The following is a 17,932-nucleotide window of genomic DNA, read 5'->3' as shown; positions in this document are numbered from 1 at the left end:
CCAGCTGAGCGGACCGCACCGAAATCCGGGTGAGGCCTGCCGTAGCGACTGGGCGCCGGCCGGCCGTTAGCGTCACCCAAGGTGAACACCGTCGAAAGGGTGAATGGTCTGCCGCCGCTCGTCGGTCGCCGCGCGCAGCTGGCGACTGTCGCCGACGCGCTCGCCGGCCTGGAGGCCGGCCGCTCGGCGATCCTGGCGATCAGCGGTGAGCCCGGGATCGGCAAGACGCGGCTCGTCGACGAGCTCTGCGCGCGGGCCGACGCACGCGGCGACCTCGTGCTCGGCGGCCGCGCCGCCGAGTGGGAGCAGGACCTGCCGTTCGGGGTCGCGGTCGACGCGCTCGGCGACTACGCCGCGTCGCTGGGCGCCGACCGCCTCGCGCGCCTCGTCGGCGGACAGGCGGCCGAGCTGGCACCGATCGTGCCCGGGCTCGACGGGCTGGCGGGCGCCGCCACCGGCCGCCTCCAGGACGAGCGCTTCCAGACCCACCGCGCGGTCCGCGCGCTGCTGGAGGCGCTGAGCGCCAACACTCGCGTCGTGCTCGCGCTCGACGACCTGCACTGGGCCGACGACGCGTCGCTGGAGCTCGTCGCCCACCTGCTGCGCCGCCCGCCGCGCCGCGGCGTCCTGATCGTGCTCGCCTTCCGCCCGGCGCCGCCGCGAGCGGTCCTGCTCGACGCGCTGGCCGCCGCGGCGCGCGAGGGCGCCGTGGTCGAGCTGCCGCTCGTCGGCCTCACGCGCCCCGAGGCCGACGCGCTGCTCGCGGGCGACGTCCCGGCCGCCGTCGGCGACGTGCTCGTCGAGCAGTCCGGCGGCAACCCGTTCTACCTCCAGGAGCTGGCGCGCGCGGCGACGCCCGTGACGGTCGCGGCCGGCGACGTGCCGCGCAGCGTCGCGCTCGCGCTCGACCAGGAGGTGCGCGGCCTGCCCGAGGACGCCCAGCGGCTCGTGCGCGCGGGTGCCGTCGTCGGCGATCCGGTGGGCCTCGACGTGGCGATCGCCGCCGCCGGCCTGCAGGAGGCGCCCGCGCTCGCGGCCCTCGACGTCCTGCTCGGTGCCGCGCTGCTGGCGCCGACCGACGTCCCGCGCCGCTACCGCTTCCGCCATCCGCTCGTGCGGCGCGCCGTCTACGACACGACCGCCGAGGGCTGGCGCCTGGGCGCCCACGCCCGCGCGGCGCAGGCACTGGAGCAGCAGGGAGGATCGCTGAGTGCTCGGGCTCACCACCTGGAGCGCTGCGCGCAGCCGGGCGACGCCGAGGCGATCGGCGTGCTGCTCGGCGCGGGCGCGGCCGTGGCCCCGCGCGCGCCAGCGGCGGCGGCCGGCTGGTACGCCGCCGCGCTGCGGCTGCTGCCCGAGGACGCCGGGAGCGCGGGCCAGCGGCTCGGCCTGCTCGTCGCGCTGGCCCAGTGCCAGGCGGCGACCGGCCTGCTCGCCGACGCGCTCGCGTCGCTGACCGGTGCGCTGGAGCTGGCTGCCGCCGACGAGGCGCTCGCGCCGCTGCGGGCGCGGCTGGTCGCCGGCTGCGCGATGTGCGAGAACCTGCTCGGCCGCCACGAGGCCGCGCACGGCCGGCTGGTCGCCGCGCTGGACCACGTCGCCGATCGCGACTCGGCGGTCGCCGCCGACCTCCAGGTGGAGCTGGCCGCCGACGCGCTCTACGACGGCGACTTCGCCGCGATGCGCACCTGGGCGCGGCGCGGGCTGGAGACCGCGGTCGCCCGCGGCGAGCCGGCGCTCCCGGTCGTCGCCGAGAGCCTCGTCTGCTTCGCCGAGCTGGGCCTCGGCCGGGTCGCCGCGGCGCAGGACGCGGCCCAGCGCGCAGCGGAGCGCCTCGACGCGCTCGGCGACGACGCGCTCGCGCTGCGCCTCGACGGCCCGTACTACCTCGGCTTCGCGGAGTACTTCGCCGAGCGCTACGACGCGGCGATCGGCCACTTCCGGCGCGGGATCGCCGTCTCGCGCGCGATCGGCCAGGGGCAGTTCGCGACGCCGATGGCGATCGGCCTGGCCCACGCCTACGAGGTGACCGGCCGGCTGCGCGCAGGGTTGGAGCAGAGCGAGGGCGCGGTCGAGGCCGCGCGGCTGTCGGGCAACCGCCAGGTGCTCTGCTGGGCGTTGACCGCCGAGGCCTGGATCGCCGCGATCGCCGGCGAGCTGCCGCGTGCGAAGACCGCCGGCGCCGAGGCCATGGAGCTGCTCGGCGACCTCGACGACAGCGTGCTCTCACGTGGCACACGCGTCCACGTCGCCGCCGCGCAGCTGGAAGCGGGGGAGCCCGAGCGCTGCCTGGAGGCGATGGCCGACGCGGGCGGCCCGGAGTTCGACCACGTCGAGCCGGGTCGCCGGGCGTGGCTCTACGCGATCCTGGCGCGCGCCGAGCTCGACCTTGGCCACGCGGTCGTCGCCGAGGGCTGGCTGGAGCGCGGCGAGGCGCTGCAGGCGCAGCTGGGTCTCGGTCACGTCGAGGGTGCCGTCGCCTACGCCCGCGCGCTACTGGAGCTCGAGCGCGGCGACGCGCCGGCCGCGCTGGCCCACGCGCAGCGGGCCGAGCGGCGCGCGGCGCAGGCCGGCGCCGCGGTCCAGGCCGCGCGCGCCCGGACGGTCGCGGGCCGCGCCGCGGCGGCCGCCGGCGACCGCGAGGCCGCGGGCGCGTGGCTCGAGCGCGCCGAGGCCGAGCTGGCGGCGATCGGCGCCGTGCGCTTCCGCGACGAGGCCGCGCGCGAGCTGCGGCGCCTCGGGCGCCACGTCGGCGCGCGCAGGCGTCGTGCCGTCGCCGGGGCGCAGGGGCTCGCGAGCCTCAGCGGCCGCGAGCGCGAGATCGCCGAGCTGGTGGCCGACGGGCGGACCAACCGCGAGATCGCCGGAGAGCTGTTCCTGTCGGAGAAGACGATCGAGAGCCACCTGACCAAGGTGTTCGCCAAGCTCGGCGTGTCCGGGCGCGTGGCGGTCGCCGGGGCGGTCGGACGTGCGCGCGACCCCGCCGGTTGAGGGGTGCGAAGCAGGGGGTTCCCTGATGTTCGGGGCCGGCCGGGGGCGTCAGCCTTCCGTGCGTGCCGATGTACCTCCTCACCCACCACCACAGCCCCGCCGAGTGCGGGCGCACCTTCGCGGCGTGGCGTGGCTTCTCCAGCCCGCTGCGCCATCGCGACGCGCTCTGCACCTGCCCGCAGGGCGGCCACGGCCTCTGGTGGTTCGTCGAAGCCGCCGACCGATCCGCCGCGCTCGAGCAACTGCCCGAGTGCGTCGGCCGCCAGACGGAGGTGATCCTTGTCTCTCACGTTCCCATCCCTTGAGGCCCCCCTCGTGACGACCGCGCCCGCCCTCAGCGGCCGCCTGCAGCGCTCGACGCGCGTGGCGGTCGGCGCGCTGCTCGTCCTGGCGATCCTCAACGCCGGGTTCCTGTACGTCTTCCCGGCGCAGGCCGCCACCGGCTACGCGTGGCCGATCCGGCCGCCGGCCGCCGCCGCGTTCCTCGGCGCGGGCTACCTCGCCGGGATCGTCGCCACCGCGCTCGTCGTCTTCGGGGCCGCACGCTGGCGCTCGGCCCAGCCGCTGGCCGTCGCGCTGATGACGCTGTCAGTCGGCCTGCTGGCCGCGACGCTGCTGCACAGCGACCGCTTCCGCTGGGGCTATCCGCCCACGTGGGCGTGGACCGCGGTCTACGCGCTGGCCCCGTTCGGCGTCGCGTTCCTGGCGCTGCGCCAGCGGGCGCAGACGATCCGGCCGATGCTCCGCGACCCGCGGCTGGCGCTCCTGCGCGTCCTGTCGGGGATCGCCGGCGCCGTGCTGGCGCTCGGTGCGATCGCGCTCTTCGCGCTCCCGACCGAGCTCGGCCGCGACTGGCCGTGGCCGCTGACGCCGCTGCTGGCCCAGGCCGTCGCGGCGTGGATCGCGATGATCGCCGCCGCGCTGCTGTGGTGCGCCTACGACCTGCGCCGCGGCGGCGAAGCCTTGATCCCATACGCCACGCTCGGGGCCTGGTGCCTCGCGCTGCTGGCGCTCCCCGCGCTGCACGCCGGTGACCTCACGCGCACCGGCGCGCCGCTGCTGACGTACCTCGCCGTGCTGCTCGCCCTCCTGGCCCTCGCGGGCCTCGGCGTGACGCGCGGCGGGCGCACCGCCATCTAGTTCCTCCCCCCTCACCAAGGAGCATCACCCATGCGCGCGCGCATCAAGCGACGCGGTGCCGTAGTGACGGCTGCCGCGATCGCGTCCTTCGGCCTGGCCACGGCCGCGGCCCCAGCGGCCCTGAACGGCCTCCCGCCCGGCGGGCAGGTCAACGACGACGCGGCGGCGGGCATCGATGCCGCTCGCGACGCCGGCGCCTCCGACGTCGTCGGCGGGTCGCTGGTGGCCGGCGGCGTCCGCGTCCCGTGGGCGACCTTCGAGCAGAAGACGCCCGGCGAGCAGCAGGTCTTCGTCCGCGCGTTCAAGGACGGCCAGTGGCGCACGCAGGGCTCGCCGGCGTCGCTGAACATCGACCCCGCGCAGGAGGCCGAGGCGCCGTCGATCGACTTCGCCGGTGCCGGGCGCACCGTGCCGTGGGTCTCCTGGTACGAGCCCAACACGCAGCTCGGCGCGGCGACCAACATCTTCGCCAGCCGCTTCGACGCCACCAACAAGGTCTGGGTGCCCGAGGGCCAGGACCGCGCGCCGGCCCACAGGGTCCCGTCCTTGAACATCCACACCGACCGCGACGCCGAGAACCCGGCCGTCGTCGGCGGCGCGGCGGTGGCCGGCGCCAACCCGGTGCCCTGGGTCGCCTGGCAGGAGCGCGACGGCGGCGCGAGCAACGACGCCTCGCCGCAGCAGATCTTCGTCTCGCGCGGCATCAGGTCGACCGACTGCTCGGCCAACGCGCCGGGTGGCGGTACGAGCGTCAGCCAGTTCTGCTGGCAGCAGACCGGGGTCAAGCGCATCACCAAGGGCACGGCGGCTCCGGCCGGCGCGACCGACCCGACGCTCAACGTCGACCCGACACGCGACGGCATCGAGCCGGACTTCGCGTTCACCGGCCCCAACGACACGGTCCCGTGGGTCGTCTGGTACGAGCAGGGCCCGAGCCACCTCGGGCTGCGCTCCAATGAGCAGGTCTTCGCGGCCAAGGCGGTCCCGGACGCGACCGCCGACGGCGGCTTCCACTACACGGTGGTCGGCCGCGGCGCGACGGGCGTCCTGGACACCAGCGGCGCCGCCCACGGCTTCGGCGCGTGCGCCGAGAGCACCACCGCCGAGGACGCCTGCTCGCAGAACCTCGTGCCCGGCCACGACGCCGAGGACCCGCGCGTCGCCGCGGGCACGCTGACACCCGGCGGGGCGACGGTGCCGTGGATCGTCTGGTCCGAGGACACCGGCTCCGGCACGCACGCGATCTTCGTCGCGCGCCTGGTCGGCGGCAACCACTTCGAGCTGTTCAACGGTGGGCAGCCCGTCTCCAATCCCGCGGTCGACGCGTCGCGGCCCGACATCACGTTCTCGGGCAACACCCCCTACATCAGCTGGCACGGCAACGTCGGCGGCAAGCTGAAGACGGTGGTGGGCCACTTCGAGGGCGCGGGCACCGCGACGTTCAAGGTCGATGGCGCGCTGGACCCGGCCGACGCCGACGTCCGCCCGCCGTTCTCCTCGAGCTGCACGGCCGACCCGTTCAGCGCCGACGGTGCCGCGTGCCCGTCGCAGGCGATCGGCACGCCGTTCGTCCTGCACACCAGCGAGGGCTCGCCGCAGCGGCTGCTGGCCCACGCCTACCAGCCCAGCGACGTCACCACCGGTGACGCCGGCCCCGTGACGCTCAGCTCCGCGCACATCGAGGGCTCGGTGAACCCGGGCGGCGCCGCGGTCAAGGCGTACTTCGAGTACGGCCCCACGGCCGCGTACGGCAGCCGGACGCCCGACCAGCGGTTGGGCGCCGCGAGCACGTCGGTCGCGTTCGGTGCCGACCTGATCGCGCTGCCGGAGTACACCCCGGTCCACTACCGCGCCGTCGTCCAGAGCGACTTCGGCACGTTCACCGGGCTCGACCGCGTCGTCGTGACCGGCTCGCGCCCGTCCGGGCCGGGCACCGGCGGCGGGGGCAATGGCGGCGGGGGCAACGGCGGCAACGGCGGCCACGGTCCCAGGCGTCATCGCCACTGGCCGGTCATCGCCAGCAAGCGGCTCGTGCTGCGCGCCGGCGGGACCGTCGCGGTCCGGCTCAGCTGCCCGGCGTCGCACGGCACGGCGTGCAGGGGCACGCTGCGGATCAAGCTGCACGGCACGACCGTCGGGCACACGGCGTTCTCGCTGAAGGGCGGGAAGGCGAAGACCGTGACGGTCAAGCTCGACCGCAAGCACCGCGCGGGCGTCGCCCGTGCCGCACGCCACGGACACGGCGTGCCGGTCAAGGTCACCGCGGGCACCAGCGCGACCACGCTGCGCCTGCGCCTGGCCTGAGCCGCCGAGCGGGCCGCGCCACGGACGGCGCGGCCCTCCGGCCCTCCCTCGCCGCGCCGCGCTGACCGCGGCGACGCACCGGAAACGCGCGGTGGACGGCGGGCCGCCGAGGATGGAGCGGCGCCCCCGCGGGCAGGACGATGCGTAGGCGTCGCGGCCGCGGCGCACACCAGGAGGGGTCGAACGATGAAGCAGCTCACAGGGCTCGATGCGACGTTCCTGCACCTCGAGAACGCGACGCAGTACGGGCACGTCTCCGGGCTGTCGATCTTCTCCCGGCCGGAGCTGCCCGGCTACGAGCCGTACGCGGCGTGGCGCGCGCAGCTGTGTGAGCGGCTGCCGCGCTTGGCGCCGTTGCGGCGCCGGCTCGTCGAGGTGCCGCTCGGGCTCGACCATCCCTCGTGGATCAACGACCCCAACTTCGATCTCGACTTCCACGTCCGCCACACCGCGGTGCCGCCACCCGGGAGCGACGACCAGCTGGCCGCCACCGTGAGCCGCCTCGTGGCGCGGCCGCTGGACCGGCGCCGGCCGCTGTGGCTGTCCTACGTGATCGAGGGGCTGGCCGGCGACCGCTTCGCGGTGCTGACGATCATCCACCACGCGGCGGTCGACGGAGCGTCGGGCGTGGAGCTGTTGACGCTGATGCTCGACGACGCGCCGAACGCCGCCGCGGAGCCGACCCCGTCCAGGCCGTGGCGTCCGGAGCGCGTTCCCTCCGACCTGGAGATGCTCGTCGGCGCGACGCTGCGGCTGCCGCGCAAGCCGGCGCGCGCGGTCCTGCTCAGCGCGCGCACGGCGCGCGAGCTGGGGCGCGCGACGCGCAACCCGGTGCTCGTGGCCGCGGCCGGCCAGGTCCGCGGCAGCCTGCGCGGGCCGCTGGGGACCCTGCTCAACCTCGGCCGCGATCGCGGCCAGGAGCGCGACGTCCCGCCGACCCTGCCCAGCGTCCGGCCGCCGCGCACGCCGTTCAACGACAGGATCACCCCGCACCGCAAGCTGGCGATCGGCTCGGCCTCGCTGCCGCAGGTCAAGGCCATCAAGTCGGCCTTCGGCGCCACGGTCAACGACGTCGTCATGGCGGTCTGCGCCGGCGGGCTGCGGACCTGGCTGGAGCTCCACGACGCGCTGCCCGACGACCCGCTGGTCGCCCTCGTCCCGGTCTCGATCCGCACGGGGGAGGAGGCGGACCGCTGGACCAACCGCGTGTCCATGCTCTCCACGCGGCTCCCGACCGACGAGCCCGACCCACTCCAGCGCGTCCTGCGCGTGCACGAGGCCATGGCGACGAGCAAGGACATGTTCCAGGCGCTGCCGGCCGAGGAGCTGACCGACTTCGCCGAGTTCCCGCCGCCCGCCGTGTTCGCGCGCGCGATGCGGCTCAGCGCGCGGCTGCGCCTCGGATCCCGCCTGACGCCCGGCAACGTCGTCATCTCCAACGTCCCGGGTCCGCGGCGGCCGCTCTACGCCGCCGGCGCGCGCCTGGAGCACTACTACCCGGTGTCGGTGATCATGGAGGGACAGGGCCTCAACATCACCGTGCAGAGCTACCTCGACCGGCTCGACTTCGGCCTGGTCGCCTGCCCCGAGCTCGTTCCCGACGTCGACGACCTCCTGAAGGCGATCCTCGGCGAGATCGACACCCTGGCGCGCCTGGCCGAGCAAGCGTCCTCATCGGTGGGAGAACCGGCAGGGTGAGCGATTCGCCAGGCGCGGCGCCGCGTCAGGCGGGACCGAACGCGGCGTCGACGACGGCCTGGGCGGCCGGGCCGTAGGGCGGGGAGAACGCCTCGACGAGGTCGTCCTGGCCCCGGACGAACACCGCGCGCAGGTTGGAGAACTCGCGGAAGCCCTCGATCCCGTGGTGGCGGCCCGAGCCGCTCTGCCCGATCCCGCCGAAGGGCAGGGAGGCCAGCGCGCCATGGGCGGCCGCGCAGTTGACGCACGCGCCGCCCGAGGTGGTGCGGCGCAGCACGTCGTCGGCGATGTCCTCGTCCTGCGTGAAGACGTACAGCGCCAGCGGCCGCTCGCCGGCGTTGACGTGGCCGATCGCGTCGTCGAATTTGTCATAGGCCTTGATCGGGAGGACCGGGCCGAAGACCTCTTCGCGCATGAGCGCCAGGTCGTCGGGCGGGTCGAGCACGAGGGTCAGCGGCAGCTGACGGCGCGCCGGGTCCGGGCTGTCGGGCGCGGTGCCGAGCGTGCGCACGTCGCACCCGCGCCCGCGTGCCTCGTCGACGAGCGCCTCGACCCGGCGGAGATGGCGCATGCTGATGATGCCGGTCGTGTCCGGTGATGCGCCGTAGCCGGGCATGGCCTCCGCGACGCGCTCCTGCGCCAGCTGGGCGAAGCGCTCCAGCTGGTCGCGCGGCACCAGGCAGTAGTCCACCGTGATGCACATCTGGCCGTTCTTGAGGGCCTTGGTCCCGAGGATCTGCTTGACGGTCTCGGCGTCGACGCTGTCGGGGGCCACGATCGCCGGGCACTTGCCGCCGAGCTCGAGCGTGACCGGCACCAGCTGCGCCGCGGCGGCGACGGCGATCTCGCGGCCGATGGCCGGGCTGCCGGTGTAGAGCAGATGGTCCCACCGCACCTGGGTGAACGCGCGCGCGAGCTCCAGCCCGCCGACGACGACGTCGACGCGGTCGCGATCGAAGGTCGCGTGGATCATGTCGCGCAGCAGCGCGGCGCAGGCGGGCGTGTACTCGGAGGGCTTGAGCACGACGCGGTTGCCGGCCGCGAGCATCTCGACCAACGGTCCCAGCGACAGGTCATAGGGGAAGTTCCACGGGACGATGTTGCCCACGACGCCCTTGGGCTGTGGGCGCACGGAGGCGCGGGCCGACCCGAAGAGGCCGGGGTCGGCGTCGCGGGGCTCGGCCGCCATCCAGCCCTCGAGGCGCTCGGCCGCGTAGGCCGCGCGGCCGGCCACGCCGAGGATCTCGATCAGGTCGGTCGCGATCGTCGGGTGCACGCCGAAGTCCGCGCTCATCGCCTCCTGGATCGCGAGCCGGTTCGCGACGACCATGCCGGCGAGGGCCTGCAGGAGCTCGAGGCGTTCGGCGAGCCCGGGGGACGGGTCGGCGAGGAACGCCGCTCGCTGGCGCGCGACGGCCTCGTGCAGGCCGCGGATCGCCTCGGTGTCGCGGTCGTCGGTCGTCTGACCGTCAGCGGTGAGCGCCATGTTCTCCTCCAGAAGATCGCTGGCCGATGCCAACCTTACACTGCTGTCACTTCGGCGGCCCGCGCTCGCGAGCCTGAGCTATCGCGTCCGCTCGAGGGCAGCGGTCAGGTGCTCGCGGCCCCCGATCCCGAGCTTGCGGTAGACGTTGCCGAGGTGGAAGCCGATGGCCTTCGGCGTGACGAACAGGGCGTCGGCGATCTGGCGGTTGGTGAGGCCGTCGGCCGCGAGGAGCGCCACGCGGCGCTCGCCGGCGGTGAGCGATCCGGGGCCGTGCGTGCGTGCGCGCCGCGGTCGGCCGCCGGAGGCCACGAGCTCTTCGCGCAGCGTGCGCGCCAGCGCATGGGCACCGCGTTCGGCCGCGATGTCGAGCGCTCGGCGCAGCTGGTCCTGCGCGTCCGAGCGCCGGCGGCTCGCGCGCAGCAGGGCGCCGATCGTCCCGAGCGCCCGTGCGTGCACGAGGACCGCGCCGCCGTCCTGCGCCACCTGCGCGGCCTCGGACGCGAGCGCGAGCCCGTCCGCACCGCCGACGATGACGGCCTGCGCCCGGAGCGCGACGGCCAGCGGCCGCGGCGCCCCGAACCGGCGGGCGACCGCGACCTCCTCCGCGGCCAGGGCGAGCGCCGCCTCGGTCGCGCCGAGCGCGCGCTCGGCCAGCGCCGCCTCCGACCGCCAGGGGATGACGGCGGGGTTGTCGGTCCGCAGGACCTCGCGCGTGAAGCGGCCGGCCGCCAGGAAGTGGTCGCGGGCCGCCTGCGGATCGCCGGAGGCGAGCGCGTGGCGGCCGCGCGCCGCGAGCACCGAGGCCCACATCGGCCCGGTGGCGAACTTGCGCTCCAGCGTCGCGGCGGTACGGAGGGTCGCGTCCGCGTCGTCGAGCCGGTCCTGTTCGATGAGCACGGTGACGAGCGACTCGATCGCGATCGGCGCCGTTGCGTCCCACCCGAGCGCCCGCGCGGCGAGCGCGTCCTCGAGATCGCTTTCGGCCTCGGCGAGACGGCCCACGTGCAGCAGGCAGGTGCCGCGTGTGGTCCGCCACGTCGCGTAGGCCAACGGCGACGCGCGGCGGCGCGCGTCGTCGATGAGCGCGTCGAGGACCGTGAACGCCTCCTCCCAGGCCCCGGACCGCACCAGCGACGAGGTCATCGCTCCCATCGCGGCCGCGTCGCCGCCGCCCTCGCGCAGGTAGGCGCCGTCGTCCCACGCGCGGCGCGCGAACGTCAGCGTGCGCGCCCGGTCCTCACCGCGGAGCAGCTCGAGCCCGGCGAGCCAGGCGAGCACCTCGCGTTCGCCCTGGGTGCGTGGTGGAGCATCGCCCTGGGCGCTCGCCGCGAACCGCGCCGCGACCGCCGCGCTGCCGGCCGGGGTCCACAGCGCCGCGGCGTTCCGCGCCGCCTCGAGCTCGAGCGTCAGGGACTCCTCGGCCTCGCTGCCGTCGAGGGCGGCGAGCCCGTGCTCCGCCGCCTCGACGGACTCGCGCATCTCGCCGCGCTGGAAGCGCGTCCTCGCCAGGACGAGCCAGAGGCGCGCACGATCGCGGCCGGCGGCCGCGGCCTCGATGGCGGCCATCAGCGCCGGGTCGGCGTCTTCGGCGCCGGCCTGCACCGCGGCGAGCGCGGCCTCCGCGAGGATCGCCGGCCGGTCCGCGGCCTCGGGCGGCTCGAGCAGCGCGCGGCGCAGCAGGCGCGCGGCCGCGGCGTGACCCGCCAGCGCGGACGCCTCGCGCGCGGCGGTGCGCAGGACGTCGACCGCCCATCGCTCCCCGGCCCCGTGCGTGAGCACGAGGTGGGACGCGACGTCGTGCGGCGCCGCCCGATCGATCAGGAGGCGGGCCGCCGTGCGGTGCAGCGCCGCCCGGGCGGCGGGCGCGGGCCGCTCGTACACGGCCCGGCGCAGCAGCGGGTGGCGGAAGCGCAGCGCCGCGTCGTCGTCGAGCAGCCCGGCGTCCTGCAGCGCGGCGGCGGCCCGTGAGGCGGCCGGCCCGTCGAGCTCGGCGAGGAGCGCAGCCACGTGCAGGTCCGCGTCGTCGCCGAGCACGGCGACCGCCGTCGCCAGCGCCGCGCACTCGGCGCCCAGCCGGGCGAGCGTCGCCGCGACGCTGTGCGCGACGGCCTCGGGGCCGATCGCCCGGACGCGCTGCACGTCGTCGGCGCTGCCCTCGACGCCGTCGGCGGCCAGGGCGCGCAGCAGCTCGCGCAGCAGGAACGGGTTCCCGCCCGTCTCCTCGAAGCACGACTGCACGAACGCGTCGGCGCGGGCCGCCTCGCCGCGGACGAGCACCGCGCTCGCGGCGTCGCTGAGCGCGGGCAGCTCGACCAGGCGGACGTTCGTCCCCGCGGTCAGCTGCGCGAGCAGCTCCGTCTGCGCGCCGGGCTCGCGCGGCCGCACGGCGGCGACGACGAGCACCCCGAGCTCCTCGATCCGCGCGGCGAGCTGGATCAGGAAGCGGATCGACTGGGCGTCGGCCCAGTGGAGGTCGTCGACGATCAGGGCCAGCGGGCGCTCGCCGCTCAGGTTGACCACGAGCCAGTGCAGGGCGTGCACCAGCGACGCCTCGCTGCCCCCGGCGAGCGCCTGCTCGACGGCCTGGCCACCGAGCAGCATCGGCTCGGCCAGCGCCGCGCTGCCCTCGAACGCTCGCGCGCGCTCCTGCTCCGGCGCCTCCCGGATCCAGCGCTCGAGCAGCCGCAGCACGACGCCGAACGGGAAGTCGCGCTCGAGCACGCTGCCACCGGCCTGCAGGACCGCCATGTTCTCCGCGCGCGCGAGCTGCGCGGCCGTGCCCAGCAACCGCGTCTTGCCGAGCCCCGCCGCGGCGCGAACGAGCACGACGCCGCCGCGCCCGTCGCGGGTGGCGGCGACCGCGTCGGCCAGCGCGCCGACCTCGGCGTCGCGCTCCAGCAGCGGCCACTCGGCGACGTCGTCGTCGCGGACGCGTGTTGTCCTGGAGATGTCCGTCACCTGAAGCTCTTGCGGTACCCGGTGGAATTCGGACAAGTCACGAAACCCTGGGCACGGCTACCAGGGAAGCGGAGTGTAGGGTCGCCGCGCCTATGCCTTTCGCCTGCCATCCGAAGATGGCGCGCCGCGCCATGCCCGCGCTGCTCGTCCTGATCGTCGCCGTCCTCGGTCTCGCCCTCGCGCCCGCCGCGTGGGCCGTCAACGGCGCGACCATCACGTCCGGGGACCCCAGCCCGGCGGCCGGCTCGCCCGTCACCTTCACCGCCGACACGACCTCGGACTGCGCCCGGGACAGGTACACCTTCGCCGTGGACGGCGTGCAGCAGCCCCCGCAGGCCGGGAACCCCGACAACCACACGGCGACGTTCACCACGACCTTCGCGACGGCCGGCAACCACACCGTCTCGGTCAGCGTCAACTTCATCACCCAGAGTGGCGGCACCATCGTCCCGTGCGGCGCCCCGGCCGACGCCTCGACGACGGTGACCGTCGGAGCGGGCGTGGGGGGCACGATCAACCTGAACCCGGACCCGGCGGTCCCAGGCCAGTCGACGGTCCTCTCCGTCACGCCGTCGGGCGGCCTCGGCGGGAGGTACACCGGGTACCGCTGGACGATCGACGGTGTCGCCGACCCGGCGGGCAACGACAGGCGGTCCTACGCCAAGACGTTCGCGGCCGGCACACACGCCATCGTGGTCACGCTCTCCGACGACCCGGCCGAGGGCAGCAACTACCCGCAGCACACGGGATCCGCGACGCGCACGATCGACGTCGAAGTGCCGGCGACGCCCGCCCCGCCGGCGCCGGGCGCCCCGACCCCGGCGCCCGCTCCGCCGGCGCCGCCCTGCACGCAGCAGGTCGACTTCGCCCTCTCGGAGTTCAAGACCGACGGCTGCTTCACCAGGACCGGGTCCAACCCGGACCGCTGGGAGACCACCGACCAGGTCCACCTCAACGGCATCGCCTTCGCCGACTCGGGCCAGCGGGTCATCGTCACCGGCCCGACGACGAGCGACCCCGGCGGTCACGTCAAGTCCGACAACGCCGCGATCCAGCTCGACCGGTTCGTCCCCTTCTCGGGCAACGTCGACTGGTCGCTGCCGGCGGGCAGGCAGGGGGACCAGGGCACGCTCAGCGAGGTCGCGGTCCCGGCGTTCGCCCGGCTGTTCAAGCTGCGCGTCGCGGGCTCGGTCGCGATCACGCTCCGCTACGACAGCGACGGCAGGCACGCCGCGGTGTTCGCGTTGAACGTCGAGCTGCCGCCCGCGTTCACCGCGGGGCCGTCGAAGTTCTCCGGCGGCGTGTCGGGCGCGGCGTCGATCAGCGTCGACGACAACGGCGTCCACTACGACGGCCTGAAGATCTCGGTGACCGACGTGTGGGTCGGCAGCCTCAGGGTCGCCTCGGCGTGCTTCTCCTACGTCCCGGCCAACGGGCAGGCGGTCGCGCCGTGCGACGCGCCGGAGATCGACGGCCAGCCCTACATCCAGTGCGCCACCGACGTGACCACCGATCGCTTCGACGGCAGCGCCGTGATCGAGCTGCCGACCGCGTCGAACACGAGGCTGGCGGCCTTCGGCGGCTTGGCCGGAGGTGAGGTCTCGAGGCTGGGCGGCATCGTCGACGGCCTCGGGACGACCCTGCCGATCGTGCCCGGCGTCTTCCTCAACCGGGTCGGGGTCGGGCTCTGCCTCTCGCCGCCGCCGTTCAAGCTGCGCGGCGACGTGGGCGTGACGGCGCTCGGCGGCAAGCTCGCCGTCAACGGCCACGTGCTCTACACCGACGCCACGGACACGTCGCCGTGGTCGATCGAGGTCGGCGGCAACGTCGCCTTCGACGGCACCCAGCTGGGCAACGCGTCGGTCGGCTTCAACGCGTGGGGCGACGTGAGCTTCGACGTCAACGCCGAGCTGGACCTCGGGGAGGTCGCGAGCCTCAGCGGCGACGTCAACGGGTGGATCGAGCCGCGCAACAGGAGCTTCACCATCAGCGGCACGGTGCAGGGCTGCATCGACGGGCTGGGCTGTGACAGGGCCTCCGCGCTGGTCTCCAACGTGGGCATCGCGGGCTGCCTCGACCTCGGCTCGATCACGATCGACGTGCCCAGCGACGCCAGGGAGGGACCGTTCGGCTTCGGCTCGATCGAGTTCACCACGCGCAGGCAGACGATCTACCTGCAGGCCGGCGTCGGCTACAAGTACGGCGGCAGGGTCGACCTGCTGGGCGGCTCGTGCGACCTCTCGCCCTACGCCGCCACGCGCAGCGCGACCACGGCGCGGGCGGCGGCGGGCGGCGCGAGCCTCTCGGAGCAGGTCCGGTCGGGAGCCAAGGCGGTGACGCTGCGCGTCCACGGCACGCACGGCGCGCCGAAGATCGTGGTGCACGGTCCGGGTGGCACGACGATCACGTCGCCCGCCGGCGCGAAGGCCGTCCAGAAGAAGGGCCACTACATGTTGGCCGAGAACGCCTCCGACGGCACGACGAGCGTGCTGCTCGTCAAGCCGGCCGCCGGGACCTGGACGGTGACGGCCGCGCCGGGCGCCACGTCGACGCCCACGCGCATCGACCGCGCGGAGTACCAGGCGCCGTCGGTCCTCTTCGGGCAGACGCGCAGGGCCGGCGGCCGGCGTCAGGCCGCGGTGGAGTACGCGGTGCCCGCCGGCGCGTCGGTGAGCCTCGTCGAGCGCGGGAGGGGCATCGGCCGCACGATCGTCAAGTCGGTCCGCGGCACGCGCTGCCGCGGCACGAGGGCGCTGCCCGACGGTCGCACGCTGAAGTGCGCGCGGGTGACGTTCACGCCGTCCGCCGGCCCGGGCGGCGTCCGGCAGATCCAGGCCGTGGTCTCGCGCGACGGGCTCCCGCTCGCACGCAAGACGGTCGCGTCCTTCCGCGTCCCGCGCGAGACGCGGCCGTCGCGCCCCGGCGCGCTGCGCGCGCGTCGCGTGGGCAGGGACGTCGTCGTCGCCTTCCCGAAGTCGCGCGGCGCCTCCAGGTACACCGCGACGGCCGTGCTCGACGACGGCCGCAGGCTCGGCTTCGACCTCGCCGCCTCGTGCCGCGCGGTCCGGATCCCGTCCGTCGCCAAGGACGACGCGGTGCGCTTCAAGGTCGCGGGCGTCCGCTACGACCTGCAGACCGGCGACTACACCAAGATCACGCTGGCCAAGAACCGCAAGTCGGCCGGCCCGAGGGGGACGCTGCCGAAGAGGGTCTGCCGCTAGCGATCGAGAACATCATGTCGCCTCCGGCGCGACGTGCCCGTTGATCGGCGCGGCAGGGGCGGGCGCCACCGGTAGCCCCTCGGTGGCGGCCGTCTCCCGTGCGAGGAACGCGCCGAGCTCCTGGATGGTGCTCATCAGCGGGGCGGGGAAGACGACGGTGGAGTTCTTGTCCACCCAGATCTCCACGAGCGTCTGGAGGTTGCGCAGCTGCAGCGCCAGCGGGTGGGCCATCATCACGTCAGACGCGCGCGCGAGCTCGCCGGCGGCGAGGGCCTCGCCCTCGGCGGCGATGATCTTGGCGCGCTTCTCGCGCTCGGCCTCGGCCTGGCGGGCCATCGCGCGCTTCATCGTCTCCGGGAGCTGGATGTCCTTGAGCTCGACGGTCGTGACCTGGATGCCCCACTCCTCGGTCTGGACGTCGAGGATCTCGCGGATGTTGGTGTTGATGGTCTCGGTCTCCGACAGCGTCTCGTCGAGGGTGTGGCGGCCGACGACGGCGCGCAGCGTCGTCTGAGCGATCTGGTTGATCGCGGCCGAGACGTTCTCGATCGCGACGACCGAGCGGATCGTGTCCTTGACGCGGTAGTAGGCGACGGCAGAGACGTCGACGCTGACGTTGTCCTTGGTGATGATCCCCTGGGACTGGATCGGCATCGTCACGATCCGCAGCGAGACGCGGTGGAGGTGGTGGGCGAGCGGGATGATGAAGATCAGCCCCGGGCCACGCTCGTGTTCCTCCACCCGGCCGAGGCGGAACACGACCCCGCGCTCGTACTGCTTGATGATCCGGACCGACGCCGCCGCGGCAAGGAGCGCGACGACCAGCACGGCGACGATGACGATGGCGATCATGATGGTGTTGCCTTCCCGCCGGACGGGCCGGCGATGGGGGAGGTCGTGGGATCGCACGTGACCGCGTGGATCCCGGAGGTGAGCTGCGCGATGCGCTCGGTGAGCTCGGTGTTGGCCTGCAGGAGGTCGCGCAGGCCGTTGGTCTGCTGCTCGGCGTGCTTGCGCGACGCGGCGGTGGTGCGCTCGTCGGCCTCGGCCTGAGCCTTGTCGCGGTCGGCCTGGCGCGTCTGGGCCAGCAGGATCAGCGGCGCGGCGTAGGCCGCCTGCGTCGAGAACGCGAGGTTGAGCAAGATGAAGGGGTAGGGGTCCCAGCGCAGGCTGAAGGCCATGGCGTTCAGCGCGATCCAGACCAGGACCAGGGCGGTCTGGCCGATGATGAAGCGCGGGGTGCCGAAGAACCGCGCGAAGCGCTCGGCCGCGCGGCCGAAGCGATCGGTGCCGAACGGGCTGTGCAGGTGCTCCGCTCGGCGCAGCGTCGCCGCGGCGCGATCACCGTTGCGTGCGGCGCGCGGATCGGACATGCAGGCAACGTCCCACCGCGCGGTGCCGGCGGCATCCGTGAAGTTCTGCCGACACGGTGCGGGGAAACACCTACCGTGGTGAGGATGGCCGCATCCGAGACGCCCGCGATCGGCATCGTCCTCGCCGACGATCATCCGGTCGTGCGCCGGGGGTTGCGGCTGCTGCTCGACGAGGAGCCGGACTTCGCGGTGCTCGCCGAGGCGGGCGACGTCGCCGAGGCGCGGCGCTACGTGCTCGGCCATCACCCGCGGGTGCTCGTGCTCGACCTGAACATGCCGGGGCAGTCCAGCCGCGAGGCGATTCCCGGCCTGCGCGCCGAGTTCCCCGAGACCTACATCGTGGTGTTGACGATGCAGCAGGACCCGGCCTACGCGCGGGACGCGCTCGCCGCCGGCGCGACGGGCTACGTGCTCAAGCAGGCCGCCGACGGCGAGCTGGTCGAGGCGGTGCGCTGCGCCGCGGCCGGAGAGCGCTACCTCAACCCGCGCCTGGGCGCGCGGATCGCCGCCGAGTCACCGCGCGGCCGGCCCGGCAACCTCTCCGAGCGCGAGCTCGAGGTGCTGCGGCTGATCGCGCTGGGCCACACGACCGCGGAGATCGCCCGGCAGCTCTTCATCTCCGCCCGCACCGTGGAGTCGCACCGTTCCAGCATCCACCAGAAGCTGATGGTCTCCTCGCGCGCCGACCTCGTCCGCTTCGCCCTGGACCACAACCTGATCGACCGCTGACGGCGGCAATGGGTGTTTTGCCGCGCCCGATC

The 17,932-nt window shown here is 74.8% G+C and carries 11 protein-coding genes; 7 read left to right on the top strand and 4 right to left on the bottom strand.

Annotated elements, in window-relative coordinates; translation table 11 throughout:
• Positions 1-81: 81 nt before the first annotated feature.
• From H030_RS40565 to H030_RS0127380, 5 genes are all read left to right on the top strand, one after another.
• On the top strand, positions 82-2,991 hold the full coding sequence (locus tag H030_RS40565; protein WP_081691228.1) for a helix-turn-helix transcriptional regulator: 2,910 nt from the start codon (positions 82-84) through the stop codon (positions 2,989-2,991).
• Between the two features lie 68 nt (positions 2,992-3,059).
• Entirely contained in the window at positions 3,060-3,296 is a 237-nt protein-coding gene (locus tag H030_RS0127395) for a hypothetical protein (RefSeq protein ID WP_196809296.1), read from the top strand.
• Between the two features lie 10 nt (positions 3,297-3,306).
• The gene (locus H030_RS0127390; protein WP_027008477.1) at positions 3,307-4,131 is read left to right on the top strand and encodes a hypothetical protein; all 825 of its coding nucleotides are present in this window, start codon (positions 3,307-3,309) and stop codon (positions 4,129-4,131) included.
• 63 nt (positions 4,132-4,194) lie between these two features.
• On the top strand, positions 4,195-6,435 hold the full coding sequence (locus H030_RS38015; protein WP_155892318.1) for a hypothetical protein: 2,241 nt from the start codon (positions 4,195-4,197) through the stop codon (positions 6,433-6,435).
• A gap of 186 nt (positions 6,436-6,621) precedes the next feature.
• Positions 6,622-8,133, top strand: coding sequence for a WS/DGAT/MGAT family O-acyltransferase (locus H030_RS0127380; RefSeq protein WP_027008475.1), 1,512 nt, complete (start codon positions 6,622-6,624; stop codon positions 8,131-8,133).
• A 25-nt stretch (positions 8,134-8,158) separates the two neighbouring features.
• Here H030_RS0127380 and H030_RS0127375 read toward each other — a convergent pair whose 3' ends face one another.
• Positions 8,159-9,619, bottom strand: a complete 1,461-nt coding sequence (locus H030_RS0127375) for an aldehyde dehydrogenase family protein (protein ID WP_027008474.1) — start codon at positions 9,617-9,619, stop codon at positions 8,159-8,161.
• 78 nt (positions 9,620-9,697) lie between these two features.
• Positions 9,698-12,577, bottom strand: coding sequence for a helix-turn-helix transcriptional regulator (locus H030_RS0127370; RefSeq protein WP_027008473.1), 2,880 nt, complete (start codon positions 12,575-12,577; stop codon positions 9,698-9,700).
• Between the two features lie 92 nt (positions 12,578-12,669).
• Here H030_RS0127370 and H030_RS0127365 point away from each other — a divergent pair, with 92 nt between their 5' ends.
• Positions 12,670-15,798: a hypothetical protein gene (locus tag H030_RS0127365; protein ID WP_155892317.1), complete on the top strand. Its 3,129-nt coding sequence runs from the start codon at positions 12,670-12,672 to the stop codon at positions 15,796-15,798.
• 12 nt (positions 15,799-15,810) lie between these two features.
• On the opposite strand, the gene H030_RS0127360 is transcribed toward H030_RS0127365, so the two are convergent.
• Both H030_RS0127360 and H030_RS35715 read right to left on the bottom strand, forming a co-directional pair.
• Positions 15,811-16,650, bottom strand: coding sequence for a slipin family protein (locus tag H030_RS0127360; RefSeq protein ID WP_027008471.1), 840 nt, complete (start codon positions 16,648-16,650; stop codon positions 15,811-15,813).
• Positions 16,647-17,171, bottom strand: a complete 525-nt coding sequence (locus H030_RS35715; protein ID WP_051223842.1) for a DUF1003 domain-containing protein — start codon at positions 17,169-17,171, stop codon at positions 16,647-16,649. Before H030_RS35715 ends, H030_RS0127360 begins: the two co-directional genes overlap by 4 nt.
• An 84-nt stretch (positions 17,172-17,255) precedes the next feature.
• Between H030_RS35715 and H030_RS0127350 the strand changes: the two genes are divergently transcribed.
• Positions 17,256-17,900 (top strand): response regulator transcription factor, encoded by a 645-nt coding sequence (locus tag H030_RS0127350; protein WP_027008470.1) that lies wholly within the window; start codon positions 17,256-17,258, stop codon positions 17,898-17,900.
• Positions 17,901-17,932: the final 32 nt, after the last annotated feature.

Origin of the sequence: Conexibacter woesei Iso977N (assembly GCF_000424625.1) — a bacterium.
GTDB classification, from domain to species: Bacteria; Actinomycetota; Thermoleophilia; order Solirubrobacterales; family Solirubrobacteraceae; genus Baekduia; species Baekduia woesei_A.
The sequence above is the reverse complement of the archived record's forward strand: the minus strand, read 5'-3'. Positions and strand labels throughout refer to the sequence as shown.

Coding starts and splice junctions, on each gene's coding strand:
- H030_RS0127395 (WP_196809296.1), top strand. CDS start 3,060: ATGTACCTCCTCACCCACCACCACAGCCCCGCCGAGTGCGGGCGCACC.
- H030_RS0127375 (WP_027008474.1), bottom strand. CDS start 9,619: ATGGCGCTCACCGCTGACGGTCAGACGACCGACGACCGCGACACCGAG.
- H030_RS0127380 (WP_027008475.1), top strand. CDS start 6,622: ATGAAGCAGCTCACAGGGCTCGATGCGACGTTCCTGCACCTCGAGAAC.
- H030_RS35715 (WP_051223842.1), bottom strand. CDS start 17,171: ATGTCCGATCCGCGCGCCGCACGCAACGGTGATCGCGCCGCGGCGACG.
- H030_RS0127350 (WP_027008470.1), top strand. CDS start 17,256: ATGGCCGCATCCGAGACGCCCGCGATCGGCATCGTCCTCGCCGACGAT.
- H030_RS0127360 (WP_027008471.1), bottom strand. CDS start 16,650: ATGATCGCCATCGTCATCGTCGCCGTGCTGGTCGTCGCGCTCCTTGCC.
- H030_RS0127365 (WP_155892317.1), top strand. CDS start 12,670: ATGCCTTTCGCCTGCCATCCGAAGATGGCGCGCCGCGCCATGCCCGCG.